The organism is Ruegeria lacuscaerulensis (assembly GCF_013034745.1).
GTDB classification, from domain to species: Bacteria; Pseudomonadota; Alphaproteobacteria; order Rhodobacterales; family Rhodobacteraceae; genus Ruegeria; species Ruegeria lacuscaerulensis_B.
This window is the reverse complement of the sequence record NZ_WQGP01000008.1, coordinates 1-17,800: the sequence shown is the minus strand read 5'-3', so window position 1 is coordinate 17,800 and position 17,800 is coordinate 1. Positions and strand designations below refer to the sequence as shown.

30 protein-coding genes are annotated in these 17,800 nt (G+C 55.1%); 1 reads left to right on the top strand and 29 read right to left on the bottom strand.

Translation table 11 applies throughout. The features are described from left to right. Positions 1-35: 35 nt before the first annotated feature. The 29 genes from rplO to GOV79_RS16055 all read right to left on the bottom strand — a co-directional run bounded on the left by rplO (position 36) and on the right by GOV79_RS16055 (position 16,329). Entirely contained in the window at positions 36-509 is a 474-nt protein-coding gene (rplO, locus tag GOV79_RS16195; protein ID WP_170790524.1) for a 50S ribosomal protein L15, read from the bottom strand. A gap of 201 nt (positions 510-710) precedes the next feature. Next, positions 711-926, bottom strand: a complete 216-nt coding sequence (locus tag GOV79_RS16190) for a DUF1127 domain-containing protein (RefSeq protein WP_170773626.1) — start codon at positions 924-926, stop codon at positions 711-713. A gap of 239 nt (positions 927-1,165) precedes the next feature. Then, positions 1,166-2,425 (bottom strand): guanitoxin biosynthesis MBL fold metallo-hydrolase GntH, encoded by a 1,260-nt coding sequence (gntH, locus tag GOV79_RS16185; RefSeq protein WP_170790523.1) that lies wholly within the window; start codon positions 2,423-2,425, stop codon positions 1,166-1,168. A 227-nt stretch (positions 2,426-2,652) separates the two neighbouring features. Then, positions 2,653-2,841: a 50S ribosomal protein L30 gene (rpmD, locus tag GOV79_RS16180; protein WP_074736195.1), complete on the bottom strand. Its 189-nt coding sequence runs from the start codon at positions 2,839-2,841 to the stop codon at positions 2,653-2,655. Positions 2,842-2,854: 13 nt separating this feature from the next. Next, on the bottom strand, positions 2,855-3,418 hold the full coding sequence (gene rpsE / locus GOV79_RS16175; RefSeq protein ID WP_170356677.1) for a 30S ribosomal protein S5: 564 nt from the start codon (positions 3,416-3,418) through the stop codon (positions 2,855-2,857). Positions 3,419-3,534: 116 nt separating this feature from the next. Next, positions 3,535-3,894, bottom strand: a complete 360-nt coding sequence (rplR, locus tag GOV79_RS16170; RefSeq protein WP_170356678.1) for a 50S ribosomal protein L18 — start codon at positions 3,892-3,894, stop codon at positions 3,535-3,537. Positions 3,895-3,905: 11 nt separating this feature from the next. Beyond that, positions 3,906-4,439 carry a 50S ribosomal protein L6 gene (gene rplF, locus GOV79_RS16165; RefSeq protein WP_170456135.1) on the bottom strand — a complete coding sequence of 178 codons (534 nt, stop codon included), beginning with the start codon at positions 4,437-4,439 and terminating at the stop codon, positions 3,906-3,908. Positions 4,440-4,450: 11 nt separating this feature from the next. Continuing rightward, positions 4,451-4,843: a 30S ribosomal protein S8 gene (gene rpsH / locus GOV79_RS16160; RefSeq protein ID WP_068340741.1), complete on the bottom strand. Its 393-nt coding sequence runs from the start codon at positions 4,841-4,843 to the stop codon at positions 4,451-4,453. Between the two features lie 13 nt (positions 4,844-4,856). Next, positions 4,857-5,162, bottom strand: coding sequence for a 30S ribosomal protein S14 (rpsN, locus tag GOV79_RS16155; RefSeq protein ID WP_068340744.1), 306 nt, complete (start codon positions 5,160-5,162; stop codon positions 4,857-4,859). Between the two features lie 19 nt (positions 5,163-5,181). Further along, complete coding sequence (gene rplE / locus GOV79_RS16150; protein ID WP_170755578.1) at positions 5,182-5,742, bottom strand: 50S ribosomal protein L5; 561 nt, start codon at positions 5,740-5,742, stop codon at positions 5,182-5,184. Beyond that, positions 5,735-6,046: a 50S ribosomal protein L24 gene (gene rplX / locus GOV79_RS16145; RefSeq protein WP_170790522.1), complete on the bottom strand. Its 312-nt coding sequence runs from the start codon at positions 6,044-6,046 to the stop codon at positions 5,735-5,737. Before rplX ends, rplE begins: the two co-directional genes overlap by 8 nt. Positions 6,047-6,048: 2 nt before the next feature. Then, on the bottom strand, positions 6,049-6,417 hold the full coding sequence (gene rplN / locus GOV79_RS16140; protein ID WP_008757934.1) for a 50S ribosomal protein L14: 369 nt from the start codon (positions 6,415-6,417) through the stop codon (positions 6,049-6,051). Between the two features lie 76 nt (positions 6,418-6,493). Then, positions 6,494-6,724, bottom strand: coding sequence for a 30S ribosomal protein S17 (gene rpsQ, locus GOV79_RS16135; protein ID WP_152459158.1), 231 nt, complete (start codon positions 6,722-6,724; stop codon positions 6,494-6,496). A 4-nt stretch (positions 6,725-6,728) separates the two neighbouring features. Then, complete coding sequence (rpmC, locus tag GOV79_RS16130) at positions 6,729-6,935, bottom strand: 50S ribosomal protein L29 (protein ID WP_010437082.1); 207 nt, start codon at positions 6,933-6,935, stop codon at positions 6,729-6,731. 182 nt (positions 6,936-7,117) lie between these two features. After that, the gene (locus tag GOV79_RS16125) at positions 7,118-7,984 is read right to left on the bottom strand and encodes a glycosyltransferase family 92 protein (RefSeq protein WP_170790521.1); all 867 of its coding nucleotides are present in this window, start codon (positions 7,982-7,984) and stop codon (positions 7,118-7,120) included. A gap of 59 nt (positions 7,985-8,043) precedes the next feature. After that, positions 8,044-8,664: a 2OG-Fe(II) oxygenase family protein gene (locus tag GOV79_RS16120; protein ID WP_170790520.1), complete on the bottom strand. Its 621-nt coding sequence runs from the start codon at positions 8,662-8,664 to the stop codon at positions 8,044-8,046. 40 nt (positions 8,665-8,704) lie between these two features. Continuing rightward, positions 8,705-9,253 (bottom strand): amino acid synthesis family protein, encoded by a 549-nt coding sequence (locus GOV79_RS16115; protein WP_170790519.1) that lies wholly within the window; start codon positions 9,251-9,253, stop codon positions 8,705-8,707. 153 nt (positions 9,254-9,406) lie between these two features. Then, positions 9,407-9,820 (bottom strand): 50S ribosomal protein L16, encoded by a 414-nt coding sequence (gene rplP / locus GOV79_RS16110; RefSeq protein ID WP_058283513.1) that lies wholly within the window; start codon positions 9,818-9,820, stop codon positions 9,407-9,409. Between the two features lie 12 nt (positions 9,821-9,832). Then, positions 9,833-10,543 carry a 30S ribosomal protein S3 gene (rpsC, locus tag GOV79_RS16105; protein ID WP_008758042.1) on the bottom strand — a complete coding sequence of 237 codons (711 nt, stop codon included), beginning with the start codon at positions 10,541-10,543 and terminating at the stop codon, positions 9,833-9,835. Further along, on the bottom strand, positions 10,543-10,923 hold the full coding sequence (rplV, locus tag GOV79_RS16100) for a 50S ribosomal protein L22 (RefSeq protein WP_039538267.1): 381 nt from the start codon (positions 10,921-10,923) through the stop codon (positions 10,543-10,545). The genes rpsC and rplV overlap by 1 nt, the downstream gene beginning before the upstream one ends. Positions 10,924-10,926: 3 nt before the next feature. Beyond that, on the bottom strand, positions 10,927-11,205 hold the full coding sequence (rpsS, locus tag GOV79_RS16095; RefSeq protein ID WP_005980699.1) for a 30S ribosomal protein S19: 279 nt from the start codon (positions 11,203-11,205) through the stop codon (positions 10,927-10,929). A 3-nt stretch (positions 11,206-11,208) separates the two neighbouring features. After that, a complete protein-coding gene (gene rplB / locus GOV79_RS16090; protein WP_008757664.1) occupies positions 11,209-12,051 on the bottom strand; it encodes a 50S ribosomal protein L2 in 843 nt (280 codons plus the stop codon). 250 nt (positions 12,052-12,301) lie between these two features. Next, entirely contained in the window at positions 12,302-13,036 is a 735-nt protein-coding gene (locus GOV79_RS16085; RefSeq protein WP_170790518.1) for a hypothetical protein, read from the bottom strand. Between the two features lie 259 nt (positions 13,037-13,295). After that, positions 13,296-13,928, bottom strand: a complete 633-nt coding sequence (locus GOV79_RS16080; protein ID WP_170790517.1) for a hypothetical protein — start codon at positions 13,926-13,928, stop codon at positions 13,296-13,298. Beyond that, a complete protein-coding gene (locus GOV79_RS16075) occupies positions 13,925-14,221 on the bottom strand; it encodes a 50S ribosomal protein L23 (protein ID WP_008757532.1) in 297 nt (98 codons plus the stop codon). The genes GOV79_RS16080 and GOV79_RS16075 overlap by 4 nt, the downstream gene beginning before the upstream one ends. Further along, on the bottom strand, positions 14,218-14,835 hold the full coding sequence (rplD, locus tag GOV79_RS16070; RefSeq protein WP_068340788.1) for a 50S ribosomal protein L4: 618 nt from the start codon (positions 14,833-14,835) through the stop codon (positions 14,218-14,220). Before rplD ends, GOV79_RS16075 begins: the two co-directional genes overlap by 4 nt. Further along, entirely contained in the window at positions 14,832-15,557 is a 726-nt protein-coding gene (gene rplC, locus GOV79_RS16065; protein WP_170790516.1) for a 50S ribosomal protein L3, read from the bottom strand. The genes rplD and rplC overlap by 4 nt, the downstream gene beginning before the upstream one ends. Positions 15,558-15,575: 18 nt before the next feature. Next, positions 15,576-15,890, bottom strand: a complete 315-nt coding sequence (gene rpsJ / locus GOV79_RS16060) for a 30S ribosomal protein S10 (RefSeq protein ID WP_008756422.1) — start codon at positions 15,888-15,890, stop codon at positions 15,576-15,578. Positions 15,891-16,119: 229 nt separating this feature from the next. Next, a complete protein-coding gene (locus GOV79_RS16055) occupies positions 16,120-16,329 on the bottom strand; it encodes a hypothetical protein (RefSeq protein ID WP_170773613.1) in 210 nt (69 codons plus the stop codon). Positions 16,330-16,440: 111 nt separating this feature from the next. On the opposite strand from GOV79_RS16055, the gene GOV79_RS16050 reads away from it, so the two are divergent. Then, positions 16,441-17,634, top strand: a complete 1,194-nt coding sequence (locus GOV79_RS16050; RefSeq protein ID WP_170790515.1) for an alpha/beta hydrolase — start codon at positions 16,441-16,443, stop codon at positions 17,632-17,634. The last annotated feature ends 166 nt before the right edge of the window (positions 17,635-17,800 follow it).

Below are 17,800 nucleotides of genomic sequence, written 5' to 3'. Positions count from 1 at the left end.
TCTATGTAAGCGGGTCTTGGCCCGCTCACAAGCGCTTACTCTGCCGCAGCGGCTTTTGTGACCGTCAGTGAACCGCCCGCTTTCTCAACTGCCTCAACGGCAGATTTCGAAGCACCGGTTACTTCCAGGTTTACTTTGGTGCTGATTTCGCCTTTGGCCAGAACGCGGATACCGTCTAGCTTGCGACGCACCAGACCGGATGCAACCAGCGCATCCTCGGTGATTGCTGCTTTGGCGTCCAGCTTGCCGGCGTCGACGAATTTCTGGATCAGACCCAGGTTGATTACGGCGAATTTCTTGCGGTTCGGCTTATTGAAGCCACGCTTGGGCAGGCGCTGGTACAGCGGCATCTGGCCACCTTCGTAGCCGTTGATGGCCACACCCGAACGGGATTTCTGGCCTTTGATACCACGGCCACCCATTTTACCTTTGCCGGAACCCGGACCACGGCCAACGCGGGTGCGTTTCGGGGCGGCGCCAGCATTGTCGCGCAATTCGTGCAGTTTCATATCGCTTCTCCTTAGCCGGATGTGACCCCCGAAGCGTGATGGGCCAAACACGGCATTTCTTGGTTTTGATTCTCGTGGACACAAATCCACCGGAGCGCTCTACAGCTTTGTCCCGCTGGATGCAAGGTTTGTTGTATCACACCCCCAAAAACCAAAAGAGGCGCCAATTTGGCGCCCCTTCATCAGTGAGTGGTGGTAGTTTTACGAGCAGTAAGTGTGCTCACGCGCGATGTCTTTGATATCACAGCGACGCACACCGATGTCGTTCAGTTCCCGATCAGACAGGCTTTGCAGCTCTGCATAGGTGCGATTGTACTCGGTGCGCAGGGCAAAACCCTCTTTGATGCGCGCAACGAGCGCTGTGATGCGGGCGGTCAGGCCAAAGCCTTCGCGAGTAAATGTTGCTGTATGTGCCATGGTTCGTTTCCTTTCTAAGCCCGAGGCGAATTCCCCGAGTGACTGTTTGCGTTCCTGTTTGGGACAGGGCTCAGATAAGGAGGACGGGTATCGCTAACAACGGATGTTTCGGTCTATCCGGTATGCGTTGGCGGAATGGCCCAGTAATTGGGTGCTTGGCACTACTTAAGACACGATCCGCTTTGCGGACAAAGCTGACCTTGCAACTTGCAATTCTTTGGGGTGCTCCGACGCCTTATTCACTCTTGGAAGGGAATGCTTGTATAAGCTCCGACCTCGTCATTCCCTGTGCGTTCGTTGAATGCCCTGATCATTTCGTTTGTAGCTTCTGCTGCCCCGAGGTCCATGCTCTCGAGATCAAATTCGGAGAACGGGAACTCTGCAGCTGAGTCAGGCGGTTGCTTGGGCATTTGTACCGGTGCCGGGAAAGACTCTTCATTGGGCACTCCTTGACGAGTACGAATACTATCTTTGGTTACATTCCAGGTCATGAAATCAGCCGCCAAGTCCAATGGCCCATCATATGTCTCTCGAATTGCTGAATAGACGGCCAGCGCAATGTCATGATCGTTTTGGAAGTGGTAGCAAACCGCCAATCTTGGTTCCGTTTCGGACATAATCTTGCCGAATGCTTGCGCGGAAGTGTGCCCTTGAGAACCAACAAAAATTGCTTCGGAAGGGGCAAACCCATATTTCTCGATCATGAAATCTGGAGGGGTGAAGCACTCGTGAATTGCAAGGTCCGCACCTGCTGCATGCTCTCTCCACCATCGCGTAGGAAGAGTGTCGGATGAAAAAGCAAACTTCAGACCGCTCCATTCAAGTAGAAAACTAACTGATTGTTCGCCATGTATGGCTGGCAGGGTTCTGACCTGAACACCGTTTTCGTCAAAAATGACGTTATTTACGATTTTCCAATCGAATTCGTTAACCTCAAGTTGCAGCCCTCTGGGGTCGACCGCCGCCCCACGAGTCGCTTCTTCCCATGCCCACATTTTCTTCATATGATCTGCCCAAGACTTTGTTCCCCACTCAGGCTTGATGCCTTCGGGCCCCCAAAGGCGAACAGGCGTGAGACGGTTGTTTACGGGACCGGTGAAGTAAAAGGCTGGAAAATCGCCAGCATGATCTAGGTGCAGATGACCCAAGAAGACTTTATCCAGCTGATCCAGTGGAATCCCAAGCGCCATGATCCTTTCATAGGATCCCTCTCCCATATCGAAGATAAACTTTTCGCCATTTCCCAATTCAACCAAGAAACATGCCGCAGCTTGTTTCAGACGCGGCTGAGGCATACCGGTGCCACAGGCGACAACTCGCATTTCGTCAGGAGCCAGAGCCTCGGTTCCTGGATAATAAACAGTTTGGTTAGGAAACGGCTCCGTCCTAGACCATTCGGTTGGATCATTACTTTGCGCGCCTACAGTATTCGCCGAAGCCAGAAAAAACGTAGATATGATCACCAAAATACAGTTTCTGTTTTGCGCGGAACAAGCCATTCCAATTGCCTCCGATTAGGACCTCCGGGAATTTTCAATAGTGTGAAGCCGACTCATAATAGGATCGCAGATTTTGAATGCGTCTGGCAAGGCCTCAAGGAATCGGCGGGTTTAAGGTAGGGCTTTCTTTAAACTTCTGTTGCCGCATTGGGCTCAAAGCAGACATATATTACAAAAAAAACGCCCCCAAAAATCGGAGGCGTTTCTTTGTTCGATAGAACTCGCGCTTAGCCGCGTTCTTCGATGATCTCAACCAGATGCGGGATCTTGTTGACCATGCCGCGGACAGAAGGTGTATCCTCCAGTTCACGGGTGCGGTGCATCTTGTTCAGGCCCAGACCGATCAGGGTTGCGCGCTGTTCGGCGGGGCGGCGGATCGGGGAGCCGATCTGCTTGACGACGATGGTTTTTGCCATAGTACGCTACTCCTTACGCTTCGGCTTCAGCCGGTGCTTCGTCCCGCTTGGGCAGGATGTCAGCAACTTTTTTGCCACGACGTGCGGCAACCGAACGCGGGCTCTGCTCTTTCTGCAGGCCGTTGATGGTGGCGCGGATCATGTTGTACGGGTTCTGCGAGCCCAGCGACTTGGACACAACGTCCTTAACGCCCAGCATTTCGAACACGGCACGCATCGGACCACCGGCGATGATACCAGTACCTTCAGGTGCGGTGCGCATAACCACTTTACCGGCGCCGTGACGGCCCTCGATGTCGTGGTGCAGAGTACGACCTTCGCGCAGTTGCACGCGGATCATCTGACGCTTGGCTTGCTCAGTCGCCTTACGGATGGCTTCAGGTACTTCTTTCGCTTTACCTTTGCCAAAGCCGACGCGGCCTTTCTGATCGCCGACAACCACCAGAGCGGCGAAGCCAAAGCGCTTACCACCTTTTACGGTTTTCGACACGCGGTTGATTGCGACCAGACGATCTGCAAATTCCGGTGCTTCTTCACGGTCGCGGCCACGGCCCCGACGGTTTTCACGTTCTGCCATTTGGCATCCCTTTTCTCATGTGGCGCATCCGGCGCCGTTTTCTTCAATCCAAGTGAGCCCCGACTAACGTCAGGGCCCCCGGATCATCGGGGCAGCCGTCAAGCTGCCCGCAGGTCTTAGATCTTCAGACCACCTTCACGCGCGGCGTCGGCAACTGCCTTCACCTTGCCGTGGAACAGGAAGCCACCACGATCGAAATAGGCCTCTTCGACGCCCGCCTTCTTGGCACGCTCGGCGATGGCCGCGCCCACTTTGGTGGCCGCTTCGACGTTGTTCTTGCCAACAACACCCAGATCTTTTTCCAGGGTCGAGGCTGCGGCCAGGGTCACGCCACGAACGTCGTCGATCAGCTGAACGCTGATGTTCTTGTTCGAACGGTGAACCGACAGGCGTACGCGGCCGGCGTTGACTTTGCGAAGTTTGTTCCGAACGCGCAGGCGGCGCTTCAGAAACAGGGTTCTTTTGCTGTTTGCCATTGTCTGCGTCCTTACTTCTTCTTGCCTTCCTTGCGGAAGATGAACTCGCCCTTGTAGCGGATGCCCTTGCCTTTATACGGCTCGGGACGACGCCATTCGCGGATTTTGGCCGCGACTTCGCCCACCTGCTGCTGGTCGATACCTTCCACAACGATCTCGGTCTGCTTCGGCGCGGTGATGGTGACACCTTCCGGGGCAGTGAAATCAACATCGTGGCTGTAGCCCAGGTTCAGCTTCAGGGTGTTGCCCTGCATCTGAGCCCGGTAACCAACACCCTGGATCTCCAGCTCTTTTTTGAAGCCAGTCGTCACACCGGTTACCAGGTTGGCAACCATGGTGCGGCTCATGCCCCACTGCTGGCGGGCACGCTTGGACATGCCACGGGGGTCGATCTTGACCACGTTGTCTTCAACCGACAGCGTAACGTCGTCGGTGGCGGTGAAGCTGCGGGTGCCTTTCGGACCTTTCACTTCGATGGTCTGGCCAGACACAGAGGCGGTAACGCCGCTGGGCAGCTCGACCGGTTTTTTACCAATACGAGACATTGCAGACCTCCTTAGAAGACGGTGCAGAGCACTTCGCCGCCAACATTGTTGGAGCGAGCGTTTGCGTCCGACATCACACCTTTCGGAGTGCTGACAATCGACACGCCCAGACCCTGACGGACCTGCGGAATGTCATTGACGCCCATGTAGACACGACGACCGGGTTTCGAAACCCGCTTCAGTTCGCGAATGACAGGGGTGCCTTCGTAGTATTTCAGGCTGATTTCGATGGCCGGATGACCGTTTTCACCGGTCGTCTTTTCATAACCACGGATGTAGCCTTCGTCCGCCAGCACGTCCAGAACCCAGCCACGCAGCTTGGATGCGGGGGTGGAAACGGTGGACTTGCCGCGCATTTGCGCGTTGCGGATACGGGTGAGCATATCGCCGATAGGATCATTCATATCTATGTCTCCCTTACCAGCTCGATTTCACCATGCCGGGGATCTGACCAGCAGAACCCAGCTCGCGCAGCGCGATACGGCTGACCTTCAGCTTACGGTAGTAAGCGTGGGGACGACCGGTCAGCTGACAACGGTTGTGCAGACGGGTAGCCGAGCTGTTGCGCGGCAGTTTCGCCAGTTTCAGACGCGCTTTGAAACGCTCTTCCATCGGGCGGCTCTCGTCATTCGCGATTTCTTTCAGCTCGGCACGCTTTGCGGCATATTTGGCCACCAGGCGTTCGCGCTTCTTTTCGCGTTCGATCATTGCTTTTTTAGCCATGTCTCAATCCTCCCGGCGCTTACGCGTTGAACGGCATGTTGAATGCTTTCAACAGGCTCTTCGCTTCAGCGTCGGTTTTCGCTGTGGTGGCAATTACGATATCCAGGCCCCAGACCTCGTCGACCTTGTCGAAGTCGATTTCCGGGAACACGATGTGCTCTTTCATGCCCATGGCAAAGTTGCCCTGACCATCGAAAGACGGCTTAACACCGCGGAAGTCACGAACGCGCGGCAGCGCGATGGTGATCAGACGATCTAGGAATTCGTACATCCGGTCACCGCGCAGGGTCACTTTCGCGCCCAGCGGCATGTCTTCACGGACTCGGAAACCCGCGATCGACTTCTTCGCCTTGGTTGCAACGGCCTTTTGACCAGCAATCGCAGTCAGATCTTCGACAGCAGCTTTCGCTTTCTTCGAGTCTTTGACCGCCTCAGCACCACAACCGATGTTCAGAACGATTTTCTCCAGCTTGGGCAGCTGCATGTCGTTCTTGTAGCCGAACTCTTCTTTCAGAGCGGCACGGATGGTTTCAACGTACTGAGCTTTCAGACGCGGGGTGTAGGTTGCGGAATCAAGCATCGATCACGTCCCCTGTGGTCTTGGCGAAGCGCACCTTCTTGTCACCTTCCATGCGGAAGCCAACGCGGGTTGCTTTGCCGTTTTTGTCCAGCATTGCCAGGTTCGACAGTTGGATCGGGTTTGCCTGAGGCAGACGACCACCTTGCGAAGTTTGCGACTGACGGGTGTGACGGATGGCAATGTTGATGCCTTCGACAACAGCTTTACCGGCTTTGGGGTCAACCGAGGAAATGGTTCCCTCTTTGCCCTTGTCCTTGCCGGCCAGCACGACGACCTTGTCGCCTTTGCGGAGTTTAGCAGCCATGATTACAGCACCTCCGGAGCCAGCGAGATGATTTTCATGAAGTTCTTGCCGCGCAGTTCGCGAACAACGGGGCCAAAGATACGGGTACCGACTGGCTCGTTGTTGTTGTTCAGGATGACGGCGGCGTTGCGATCAAAACGGATCGCGGTGCCGTCTTCGCGACGGACTTCCTTGGCGGTGCGTACGACGACGGCCTTACGGACGTCACCTTTCTTTACGCGGCCGCGCGGGATGGCTTCCTTCACCGAGACGACAATGATGTCACCAACGGAGGCGTATTTACGCTTGGAACCACCCAGGACCTTGATGCACTGAACTCGGCGTGCGCCGGAGTTGTCAGCGACATCCAGATTGGTCTGCATCTGGATCATGTGGTTTCTCCCGACCTGTGGGGGCTGGTCTGATTAGATCCCCCAGGGTTTCGACAAATGGGAAAATCCCGGAGGCTTACGCCTCCAGAACTTCCCAACGTTTCGTCTTCGATTTCGGCGCGCATTCGATGATGCGGACTGTGTCACCGACCTTGAAGGCGTTCTTTTCGTCATGAGCCCGGTATTTCTTGGACTTACGAACGGTTTTGTGCAGCAGCGGGTGCTTGAAACGACGCTCAACCGAAACGGTTACGGTTTGCTCGTTGGCGTCGCTGGTTACCACGCCGGACAGGATACGCTTGGGCATAGGATTACTCCTCCGATGCCGCAGCAGCGGCCTTTTCGTTCAGAATGGTTTTGACGCGGGCAGCGTTGCGGCGGGCCGCTTTGATACCAGCAGTGTTTTCCAGCTGACCGGTTGCCTGTTGAAAGCGCAGGTTAAAGCTTTCTTTCTTCAGGTTAGCCAGTTCCTCGCGGAGCTGGTCCGGGGTCTTGTCACGCAGTTCTTGGGCGTTCATCGCCTTTTTCCTTTGCTCAAAACACCAGAAGGCCCCGTACACGGGTCACCTTTGACCTGGTGGATGAATGATAGACATACGAATCGCCCGACAACGCCGGGAGATCGCAAGATGCCGCCGTATAAGGGTTTGAGGGTTGGGTGGCAAGAGGAAGTTTGAAAGACTCCAATCTTCCAGCCCTTTTACGATTCGAGCGATCGGAGTCTATCTGCAAGTTGCGTGTCCAACTCCGTGCACAGTTTATCAAAGTCGATGAGATGTTGGAGTTTTCGACTGTGATCTTGGTGGAATTTATCAGCGTCTCCCCGAGTCAACTTAACGTTTTGCCAGTAATGTAGGCTTTGAAACTGATAGTGGTTAATCTGGAAGGTCTCGTTGTCAGAGATCGTGCGGCATGAATCCGCGCCACGTACATAGTGTACCCCGATATCCCCTAGTTTTTTCGGGACTGACGTCCTCACAAGGTACTTTCGCCATTTGTGTGGGCTCAAACCGGGTTTTCGTTTGACCAGATTTTTTCTCAAGCTGTTGGGATGTTCTTTGTGACCTGAAGTACCAAAGACCGTCCAGTTCGCATAAACAACGTCCACATCGTCAAATTGCTCTAACGCATCAACCAGCTTGGCCCCATCTTTGCAGAACCAAAACTCATCAACGTCAGCAACCAACATCCACTCAAACAACTGCGGAACCTGAAATTTTTGGAATGCCTTCCAATAATGAGCCACTTGCTTGTGTTTTTGGGGGAGACTGACAACTTCTAGGAAACCAGAACTTAGGAAGCTCGAAATTACTTCCATCGAGTTGTCTGTACTTCCGTTATCGATAAGAAATACTTTGTCGGCACCCTGCTGTGCGTAGTGCTCGACCCACTCGGCCAAATTCAAGGCCTCGTTTTTTGCTGTTCCAAGTACGCAAAGGCGGTTCTTGTTGGAGTTCTGAGTTTTAGCCTTGGCAAGCTCATTCCTACGAACCTTTCTCCTATGATTCCAGAACCTGGCCCAAAGATACAGATTGTTGAGTTTGTGAAGTATTGTGCTCGAACTCATCTTGATCACGTACAATCTGGATGTTTAATGAAAAATGCTCGCGCCTGAGGTAACTGTCATCACTCCCACTTGTAGTTAAAGCTGACACTGATCCGCTCATCCTCGGCCATGTTCATCGGCACCTCGTGGCGCAGCCAGCTTTCCCACAGCAGCACGTCCCCCACCTGCGGCTTCATATAGATGAACGGCTGCAAATCCCTCCGCCCGCCTTTAACGCGCGTCGGCGCAGCCATCATGCGACCCGAGCGGGGATCCTCCAGCTTCAACGCACTCGCCCCCTCGGGCATCGCCACATAGGTCGTGCCCGAGATTACGCTGTGCGGGTGCAGGTGGCTGGAATGCATTCCGCCCTCGGGCAGGATGTTGATCCACAGGTCTTCCAGCTTCAACGCGCCCTCACCCAGATCGAACTCCAAATCCTTGGCAAAAGCGACGACGTGCTGATCCAAGGCAGCGACCAGATCGGCGAAAATCGGGAACCGCCACGGCAGGTCGGTCAGCGAAGCATAACTGGTATAGCCGGGATAGCCGTTCTCTTCGCACCATTCCTGCCCCGCCTCATCATCCTCGGCGATAACAAGGCAAGAGCTTTCCAATTCCTGAGCGTCGATCTTCGGATCGAACTCGGAAAGAGACGCGCGGTAGAGACGGGTTACGAAGAGTGATTCAATCTGTGCCATGGGCCGGGCATACCGCAGTGTTTTCTACAAGGCCAGTCGATTAGCTTTTGACGGGTCCTTTGCCACAGCGGGGAATTGGGCGGCCGCCATCAGCATAGGCGAGGCACAGTACGATCTCATCCGGTTTCGGCGCGTCTGGAATGTTCAGCGTCATAGTGTCGAAATGGTTGAACGACCACGGGTTATCTCTATGCCCCAGTGGCAGATCAATCGCGCAACCCGGCGCGCCTAATTTGGCATTCGAGGGGATAACCGCCTCGCCTCCGCCCGCCGCCGCGCGCATGGGAGCACCGAGTTTGGGGTGGATCACCGCCCCGCCCTGTTCAAGATCGCCGTTCACGCCGATGATCGCTGCCTTACCGTAGGATACCGGCGCACCGTCCAGTTGGGATATCGCTTCGGATGCGAGGTCCGGGCCAAGAAGCGCACCAATCTCAAACAACTCTGAAAGGTCATCCGAGAACCGTCCAGCCAGAGGGTTCATGAACACCGCCAGAGCTGCAACCCGGCTTATCGGATCACAGGGCTGGCCCAACTGATCGGTGGTTATGATTTCCTTGATGAACATCTTTTTGCGCAGCTGAACCATAGGGCCCTCCCATTTCTACCGGGCAGCCTAGGGGCGCGATAGGAAGAGGTCGACGGTTTTTGCGGCCCTTAACTTCACAAGCGCAACAGAAAACCCCCGCCGGCTTCCCGACGGGGGTCAATCTTGTCACGAACGGGGTTGCCCCCTGATCGCTTACCAGTCTTCGCGAACCACGACGCGAGTCTTGATCGGCAGCTTCATCGCGGCCAGGCGCAGGGCCTCACGCGCGATGTCGTCATTAACGCCGTCGATCTCGAACATCACGCGGCCAGGCTTGACCTTGCAGGCCCAGCGGTCGACCGAACCTTTACCTTTACCCATACGAACTTCGATCGGCTTGGCCGTGACCGGAGTGTCGGGGAAGATGCGGATCCAGACACGACCCTGACGCTTCATGTGACGCGTCATGGCACGACGTGCAGCTTCGATCTGGCGTGCAGTTACACGCTCAGGCTCAAGAGCTTTCAGGCCGTAGGTGCCAAAGTTCAGATCAGAGCCGCCTTTGGCGAGACCCTTGATCCGGCCTTTGTGCATCTTGCGGAATTTAGTACGCTTTGGTTGAAGCATATCTTTCCCTCCTTAGCGACGACCGCCACCAGCACCACGAGGTGCAGGGCCGTCCTGGAGTTCCTGTGCTTTACGGTCACGTGCCTGCGGATCGTGCTCCATGATCTCACCTTTGAAGATCCAGACCTTGATCCCGATGATCCCATAGGGGGTCATCGCTTCGGCATGTGCGTAATCGATGTCGGCACGCAGGGTGTGCAGAGGCACGCGGCCTTCGCGGTACCACTCGGTCCGTGCGATTTCAGCGCCGCCCAGACGACCAGCTACGTTCACCCGGATACCCAGGGCGCCCATGCGCATGGCATTCTGAACCGACCGCTTCATTGCACGACGGAACGAAACACGACGTTCCAGCTGCTGAGCGATGGACTCGGCAACCAGCTGCGCGTCAAGCTCGGGCTTGCGCACTTCGACGATGTTCAGATGCAGTTCGCTGTCGGTCATACGCGCAAGCTTTTTGCGCAGAACTTCGATGTCTGCACCTTTCTTGCCGATGATGACACCGGGACGTGCGGTGTGGATCGTCACGCGGCACTTTTTGTGCGGACGTTCGATGATCACACGGGCAACACCGGCCTGCTTGCACTCTTTGTTGATGAACTCACGGATCTTGAGGTCTTCCAGCAGAAGATCACCGTAGTCCTTGGTGTCGGCGTACCAGCGGCTGTCCCAGGTGCGGTTGACCTGCAGGCGCATGCCGATCGGATTTACTTTATGACCCATTAGGCTTGCTCCTCAACTTGACGCACCTTGATGGTGATCTCCGAGAACGGCTTCATGATCTTGCCGAAACGGCCACGGGCACGCGGACGACCGCGCTTCATGACCAGGTTCTTGCCAACCCATGCTTCGGCGACGATCAGCTCGTCAACGTCCAGGTTGTGGTTGTTTTCGGCATTCGCGATTGCGGACTGCAGGCACTTTTTGACGTCCTGCGCGACACGCTTGTTGCTGAAAGTCAGGTCGGTCAGAGCCTTCTCAACTTTCTTGCCGCGGATCATTTGCGCAACCAGGTTCAGTTTCTGCGGGCTGGTGCGAAGCATGCGGGTTTTCGCCATTGCTTCGTTTTCAGCCACGCGGCGGGGGTTCTTTTCCTTGCCCATGACTTACTTCCGCTTCGCTTTTTTGTCTGCGGCGTGGCCATAATAGGTACGGGTCGGCGAGTATTCACCGAACTTCTGACCGATCATGTCTTCCGAGACGTTGACGGGGATATGTTTCTGGCCGTTGTACACACCAAATGTCAGACCCACGAACTGGGGCAGAATGGTGGAACGACGCGACCAGATTTTGATGACTTCGTTGCGGCCCGACTCGCGCGCTGCTTCGGCTTTTTTCAGCACGTAAGCATCGACGAAAGGACCCTTCCAAACAGAGCGAGACATAGATTAACGTCCCTTCTTCTTGGCGTGCCGCGAGCGGATGATCAGCTTCTGGGACGCTTTGTTCTTGTTGCGGGTACGCTTACCCTTGGTGTCCTTACCCCACGGAGTAACCGGTGTACGGCCACCCGAGGTACGACCTTCACCACCACCGTGCGGGTGATCGATCGGGTTCATTGCAACACCACGAACCGACGGACGCACGCCCTTGTGGCGCATACGACCGGCTTTACCGAGGTTCTGGTTGCTGTTGTCGGGGTTGGACACGGCACCGACGGTGGCCATGCATTCCTGACGAACCATGCGCAGCTCGCCCGAGCTCAGACGGATCTGAGCGTAGCCGCCATCGCGACCAACGAACTGAGCGTATGTACCGGCTGCACGTGCGATCTGACCGCCTTTACCAGGCTTCATCTCGATGTTGTGGACGATGGTACCAATGGGCATGCCCGAGAACGGCATTGCGTTGCCCGGCTTGATGTCTGCCTTGGCCGAAGCCACGACTTTGTCACCAACAGCCAGACGCTGCGGAGCCAGGATATATGCCTGCTCGCCGTCTTCGTATTTTACCAGTGCGATGAATGCGGTCCGGTTCGGGTCATATTCGATCCGCTCGACGGTTGCCGCGACATCAAATTTGTTCCGTTTGAAGTCAACGATCCGGTAGAGACGCTTTGCGCCACCGCCGCGGCGGCGTGAAGTGATCCGTCCGGTGTTGTTCCGGCCGCCCGATTTGGTCAAACCCTCAGTGAGAGACTTGACCGGACGTCCTTTCCAAAGCTCCGAACGGTCGATCAGCACCAGCCCGCGCTGGCCCGGCGTCGTCGGCTTGTACGACTTAAGTGCCATGCTTTCTGTCTTCCGTTTAGCAAGTGCAGGGAGTTTCCCCGCTATGTGATAGGCCCCCGTAGGTGCCAAGGGTATAGGGCCCCGAAGGTCCCCGGTTACAAATATCAGAGGCCCCGGAACGAATCCGAGGCCGCAAGATTGGGAGCGTTTAACAGGGTTGGGGGTGGGTGTCTATAGGGGAACAAGGCATTCTTTGAACGTGCTGCCCGTTACACAATTCACACTTGGACTGAAAGCTTTTTGCCCAATATCAAACTAATGAAGGATCACCCGTAGGACCACACACAAGAAACACTCGCTTTCGCTCGCCAGCTCTAGTTACGAATACGATTTCTTCTGATCCATCTTCATTGACAATATATCGAAGGCGAGTCAGAGAATACGCCACCCCCGAAAAAGTCGCGCTTGTCTGATCTTCGGACAATTTTACATCAGAATTTTCGTTGGCTATCTGCTTCAAAACACGGAGCATGGAGTCAGCCTCGAATTGCCGAACCTCTCTGATTATCTGCAATAGACTCGTTGGCTGTAGCCCACCCTTTTCCCGCTCTATATTGATACGCTTAATGGTACTCCGGGTAAGGACTGTGCCAATTCCTACTACGGCCGTCACCGACCCAGCAACTGCCCAACCTACAGGTGTAAGCCCCAAAAACGTAGTAACGGGCGCTACGCCCAACCAAGAAGCCACACCACCTAATCCAACAGAAGAAAGACCCACGCCAATCGCGGAAGCCGCTCCAGCCCCTATTCCAGACAACACGCCTGTCGCAGAGGCAATCGCAGCAGATGAAATTAGGCCAGCCCCAGCCAGCCAAGAAGCATTTCCTAATACAAATGCCCCAATCCAAGTGCTTGAAAGTGTCCCCGCTAAATAACCTGTTCCTGCATAGGCGATCCATGCCCCGGAAGAATGAAGGACAGGAATCGCGAGCGCAAATAATGGTATTTTTTGACCCCTTAAATTAACTAATATCAACTGCATGGGTGCTCACAAAGATTTTACAAGTACCTTTCCTGAGCCCTTACTACACATTAAACCGCTCCGGCGTTTTAAGAAAAGCTGCATACTTCCAACTAAACGGATCATCGCCCAATCTTGAATTCAAATACGGATGGAAACGTCGTGTCGCGTCCCGTTCTCAAGGTCAATTTAGATTGCCAATAGCGGGGCCGTAGCCAATGCTTTTCACTTGAACTCAGCTACTGGATTCAAGACATTTTATCCAGCGCGGCTTGCGCTCTTATCCGAGGGATCGCCTGCGGCACAGCGGCTCGGACTCCACCGCGATCCGCTGCTTGAGCTTGATATGCCCCAGCACCTCGCGAAAGGCGCGGTGTTTGGATTTGCCTTCCAGATAATCCGCCAGTTTGAGCAGGTTGATCGGGTGCTTCGCAATCAACGCCTCAATCCGCTGAACCGCGTCGTCCAACTCATAGTGATCCACGTACTGACAAGCCACCTGCGTGGGCGTCAGCAGACAGTAGTCTTGCGGGCGTTTCTCGGTATAGCGCGCAATGTCGAAAGGCGACGCGCCGAGTGCGTGGAACTTAGGGATATGCCCCCGCATATCGGCCTCGGCGTGCTCCAGCACGGTGCCGGAGGTCTGCCGGAAGCCCAAGGGGCCAAGCTTGCCGACCACATGGTGACGCATCGCCGGAGAGATCATGTCCACATCTGCCCGGTCGTATTTCAGATCATCGAACACCGACAGCAGCCCTAGCTTCTCATCGGCAATCTGGAAATAGGGCTCGGCACTGAACGCCCGCATCTGCTCCAGCACCTGCGCACGCACAGTTTCAGGGTCTGAAACGAAATCGGCCCCGGCGGGTTGAACCGCCGAGGCCGTGAATAGTCGCAGTAAGCGTCGGATCAAAGACCGGTGCTCACGTCGATTGTGTTGCCCTCTTCCAGGGTCACATATGCTTTTTTGACGTCTTTCCGACGACCCAGCTGGCCGCGGAACCGCTTGACCTTGCCTTTGGTCACGGTGGTGTTCACCGCTTTGACCTTCACACCAAACAGCGCCTCAACGGCCTCTTTGATCTGCGGCTTGTTGCTGTCGATCGCCACTTCAAAGACAACCGCGCCGTTTTCGGACGCCATGGTCGACTTCTCGGTGATGATCGGCTTGCGGATCACGTCGTAGTGTTCTGCCTTCGCGCTCATTTCAGACGAGCCTCCAGTGCTTCGACAGCCGCTTTGGTGAGCACCAGAGTGTCACGCTTGAGGATGTCATAGACGTTTGCGCCCATCGACGGCAGGATATCCAGACCTTCGATGTTTTTGGACGCTTTCAGGAACCCTTCGTTCACGGTCGCGCCGTCGATGACCAGAGCGCGTTTCCAGCCCAGGTTTGCAACCTGTTTGGCCAGAGCGGCGGTCTTGCCTTCGGCTTCGGCGTTCTCGATCACAACCAGTTCACCTGCCTTGGCTTTGGCCGACAAAGCGTGGCGCAGGCCAAGCTTGCGGAACTTCTTGGGCAGGTCGTGGCCGTGCGAACGCGGGGTCGGGCCCTTGTAGATACCACCCTTGCGGAAGATCGGCGCGTTACGGTCACCATGGCGTGCGCCACCGGTGCCCTTCTGGCGATAGATCTTCTTGGTCGAGTAGCTGGTTTCCGAGCGGGTCTTGACCTTGTGGGTGCCGGCCTGCGCGTTGTTGCGCTGCCAACGGACCACACGGTGCAGAATGTCTGCACGCGGCTCGAGACCGAACAGATCGGCGTTCAGCTCGATGTCACCGGCTTTGCCGCCGTCCAGTTTGATTACATCAAGTTTCATGCTTCACCACCTTCCGCGAGAGCTTCTTCCGCAGGTGCTTCGGTTGCAGCCGATTTCACAGCAGCCGGGAAAGGCAGACCTTCCGGAGCTTTCTTCTTCACGGCGTCCTTGACGGTGACCCAGCCCGATTTCGGTCCGGGAACGGCGCCTTTGATGAAGACCAGACCACGGTCGGCGTCGGTTTTGACGACCTCCAGGTTCTGGGTGGTTACACGGGCAGCACCCATGTGACCGGCCATCTTCTTACCTTTGAAAACCTTGCCCGGGTCCTGACACTGACCGGTCGAACCGTGCGAACGGTGGCTGATCGAAACACCGTGCGAGGCGCGCAGACCACCAAAGTTCCAACGCTTCATCGCACCGGCAAAGCCTTTACCGATCGAGGTACCCGAAACGTCAACTTTCTGTCCTTCCAGGAAGTGTTCTGCCGAAATCTCAGCACCTACTTCGATCAGGCCATCTTCGGATACGCGGAACTCGGCCAGCTTGCGCTTGGGCTCAACCTTTGCAGCGGCATAGTGACCGCGCATGGCTTTCGAGGTGCGTTTTGCTTTGGCAGCACCAGCACCCAGCTGAACGGCGGTGTAGCCGTCTTTGTCAGCGGTGCGCTGTGCAACAACCTGCAGGTTGTCCAGGTGAAGAACGGTCACAGGGATCTGCTTGCCGTCTTCCATGAACAGGCGGGTCATGCCAACTTTTTTTGCGATAATACCAGAGCGCATAATCTATACCCTCCGATCTTACGACTGCAGCTTGATCTCGACGTCCACACCAGCAGCGAGGTCGAGCTTCATCAGCGCGTCAACGGTCTGGGGGGTCGGATCAACGATGTCGAGCAGACGCTTGTGCGTACGGATCTCGAACTGGTCGCGGGATTTCTTGTCAACGTGAGGGCCACGGAGAACCGTGAACTTCTCAATCTTGTTCGGCAGCGGGATCGGGCCGCGCACGTTCGCGCCGGTCCGCTTGGCAGTGTTGACGATCTCTTGCGTGCTGGCATCCAGAACGCGATAGTCAAATGCCTTCAGCCGAATACGGATGTTTTGGCTTTGCATATTAACAGCCTTTTTTAGGCGTTGAGGTTGAGAGGAGGACAGACGCGCATCGCCAACCCTCTTCGAACCCAAAAGGCGGGAATCACCCCGCCTTGACGTTCTTGTCGAGAACTCGCGCGTATTAGTGGGGTTGGTGTGGTTTGGCAAGGGGTAATTGACCCAAGCCCATGAGGTATGCCTTTCAGTATCAGCGATTCCCAGCGAAAAGCAAATTTCGAAACAGAAGCATCTATTGAAGAACCTGTCCCAGCTGTTTCAAGCGAGCTTGTGGCAAGGCCAAACGCTGTGCCAAGGCAACATTACCTTCCAACAACGCCAGACAAATTTCCTCTTCCAGTTGGGTTGCAAGTTGTAGCACCAATACTGCCGCCTCAGCTTTCGTCGTACTCTCACTAATTGTAAGGTTTCGGCTCGAATTGTTCGTCGAGATATGTGGCATCGTTTTTATCCTGATTGATCTAGCAATTCAGTTTACCCTTGGCAGAGGACCGATGCCGTTGACTTATCGTTGTTTTATCGTTGAGTTTGAGAGATCGCGTTGGAGGCGTGCATGGGGCAATGGGTGCTGAATCTGAACGATGGCAAGCTGTCATCGGAACAGGGAAATGCGTCGCTGTCTCCGAAGGCGACCGATATTTTAGCTCTTTTGGTAGCCAAACCCGGCGTTGTGTTGTCTCGCGAGGAGATACTTCACGCAGTCTGGAAAGACCTGCACGTGAGCCCGGATCTGGTACGAGAGTATATTTTTGAAATTCGAAAAGCGCTTGGCGACAAGGCTAAAGACTCGCAATACATAGAAACGGTGGGGCGGCGCGGTTTCCGTTTGATCGGTCAGATCTCTGTTCAGTCTGGCGAAGACATATCTTCATTTCACCGACGCCGAAATCTTCAACCGGACACATTGCCGACAGTAAAGTTCTGCCAATCATATGACGGCACATCCATCGCACACACGGCATCGGGTGAGGGTTACCCATTGCTAATTTCCGGGAGTTGGATGACACATCTGGAACAAGACTGGCAGAATCCAGCGTATGGCGACTATATTCGACACCTGTCGCAAAATTTTTCTTTAATTCGGTATGATCAGCGTGGCAACGGCCTGTCGCAATGGGCCAATGTTGACATTAGTTTCGACCGAATGGTCGACGATATGGAAGTGGTGGTCGACGCTTACGGCTTTGAAAAAGTCGCAATACTGGGATTGTCGCAAGGCGCATCTGTGTCTGTCGCATACGCACTCCGCCACCCTTCGCGAATTTCACACCTGATCCTTAGCGGTGGATATCCACGTGGGCGAAGACAACGTGGCAACAGGATGGAATTTGAAGAAAGCGAGGCCCTCGTACAACTTATCCGTACCAGTTGGGGAAACGACAATCCCGCGATACGACAGATTCTGACTACGATGTTCATGCCGGACGCCACCAAAGAGGAAACGCAATGGTTCAACGAGTTTCAAAAGCTGTGTGGCCCTGCGGAAAACATCGCGCAGTTTCGGGCGCTTTTTGACGATATTAATGTGTCCGGTCTTTTGCCACAGGTCACCGTGCCAACATTGGTCATCCACAGTGATAGAGATGCAGTTGCCCCACTTTCCGAGGGAAAATTGCTGGCGTCCAAAATTCCAAATGCACTATTCGTGCAATTGAACAGCCCGAACCACTTGCTCTTTGAGGCCGAACCAGATTTCACGAGAATGATCGCCAGTATCCGCGATTTTGTTGAAGTCCCAAACAACTAGAAACAACAAGTCATCGGCAGAAGTATGTGTTGTTTCCGCACCGTTATTTCAAACAAAAAGGGCGCCCCGAGGGACGCCCTTTCTGTCTGATCATTCGCTTGCGCGAATTATTCAGTGATTTTCGACACAACGCCGGCGCCGACAGTGCGGCCGCCTTCGCGGATCG